Consider the following 1,839-nt stretch of genomic DNA (forward strand, 5'->3'; position numbering starts at 1 on the left):
CGACGGAATCTCCATCGAGGCCTTGTCCGACTCCACCGTGATCAGCGACTGCTCGGCCTTCACCGTGTCGCCGGCCTTCACCAGCACCTCGATCACCGCGACTTCGTCGAAATCGCCGATGTCCGGCACCTTGACTTGTACTTCGCTCATTTGGACACCTTCAGTTTGAGTGTGAGAACGTCGACCGGACCGGCCGAATTGCGATCGAATTCGCAGGCCGCGGCAATGCCGGCCTCGGCGACGTCGCGCGCCGATCGCGCCTTGTCGTAGACCGCGTGCATCGCGCCGAGTGCGAAGTTGCGTCCCGAGCCGATGCTCCAGAACTGCTTGAACTCGAACACTTCGCGGTAGCTGTAGATGCCATAGATGCCACTGGCATTGGCCAGCAGCATCGTGAACTGGCTCGACTCGTAGGGGTCGTGCTCGTCTTCCTTGGTCTGCAGGAAGAACGACTCCTTCAGCACCGGATGCAGCAGCGTGAAGGTGCGGAAGATCTCGTCCTTGCTGCCGAAGCGCAGCGCCTCCGCGGGCTGCGCCGCCAGCGCGTGCTGCAGCACCAGGAAGTGCGCCGCCGCACCGGCCACCGCGAAGATGCTCTGGCCGGCGGCATCGTCGACCTTGAACAGCTTCTGGTTGGCTTCGGCGCGGTGCGACAGCCGCGTGTCGCCGAAGGTCACGAGCGAATCCGACGCCATCACGACCTGGCCGCCCTTGCGGACGGCCACCACCGTCGTCATAGGGGCACGCGCCGGGCCGCCCCGAGCGCGCCGCCCCCTTCAGGGGGAAGCGCCGCAGGCGCCTCGGGGGTCATAGCAGCACCCGGCGGAAGTCGGCGAGCACCTGGCCCAAGTAGGCGTTGAACCGCGCCGCCGCGGCGCCGTCGATCACGCGGTGGTCGTAGGACAGCGACAGCGGCAGCGTCAGGCGCGGCACGAACTGCTTGCCATCCCACACCGGCTTCATCTGGCCCTTCGACAGGCCCAGGATCGCAACCTCGGGCGCATTGATGATCGGCGTGAAGTGCGTGCCGCCGATGCCGCCGAGCGAGCTGATCGAGATGCAGCCGCCCTGCATGTCGGCCGAACCGAGCTTGCCGTCGCGCGCCTTCTTGGCGAGTTCGCCCATTTCTTGGCTGATCTGCAGCACGCCCTTCTTGTCGGCATCCTTGAGCACCGGCACCACCAGGCCGTTCGGCGTGTCCGCCGCGAAGCCGATGTTGTAGTACTGCTTGTAGACCAGCTGGTCGCCGTCCAGGCTGGCGTTGAAGTCGGGGAACTTCTTCAGTGCCGAGACCATCGCCTTGATCACGAAGGCCAGCATCGTCACCTTGACGCCCGACTTCTCGTTCTCCTTGTTGGTCGCCACGCGGAAGGCCTCCAGCTCGGTGATGTCGGCCTCGTCGTTGTTCGTGACGTGCGGGATCATCACCCAGTTGCGGTGCAGGTTGGCGCCGCTGAGCTTCTTGATGCGCGACAGGTCGCGGCGCTCCACCGCGCCGAACTTCGCGAAGTCGACCTTCGGCCAGGGGATCAGGCCGAGGGCCTCGCCACCGCCGCCCGCCGGCGCCTTGGCGGCCGCGGCCCTGGTGCTGGCCGCGCCGCTCATCACCGCCCGGGTGAAGCCCTGCACGTCTTCCTGGGTGATGCGGCCCTTGGGGCCGCTGCCCTTGATTTCCTCGAGCGGCACGCCGAGCTCGCGCGCGAACTTGCGCACCGAGGGCGAGGCATGCGGCAGCTTGCCGCTGGGCGCGACCGTGGGGTCGTGCGCCGGTACGGCAGCAGCCGGCGCGGCGGCTGCGGGTGCCGCTGCGCTCGCCACCGCGGGTGCGGCGGCCGCAGC

General features: G+C 67.6%; 3 protein-coding genes. All 3 read right to left on the reverse strand.

What is annotated here, in order from left to right; translation table 11 throughout:
* Window positions 1-150 (reverse strand): biotin/lipoyl-containing protein (locus AC1D2E_RS35685; RefSeq protein WP_478201774.1); only part of this gene is annotated, 150 nt, incomplete at its 3' end.
* On the reverse strand, window positions 147-737 hold the full coding sequence (locus AC1D2E_RS35690) for an MFS transporter (protein WP_478201772.1): 591 nt from the start codon (window positions 735-737) through the stop codon (window positions 147-149). The genes AC1D2E_RS35690 and AC1D2E_RS35685, both read right to left, overlap by 4 nt.
* Window positions 738-807: 70 nt before the next feature.
* Window positions 808-1,839: 2-oxo acid dehydrogenase subunit E2 (locus AC1D2E_RS35695; RefSeq protein WP_478201773.1), on the reverse strand; the 1,032-nt coding region annotated here is incomplete at its 5' end.

This window comes from Variovorax sp. P1_H2 (assembly GCF_056405295.1).

Coding starts and splice junctions, on each gene's coding strand:
- AC1D2E_RS35690 (WP_478201772.1), bottom strand. CDS start 737: ATGACGACGGTGGTGGCCGTCCGCAAGGGCGGCCAGGTCGTGATGGCG.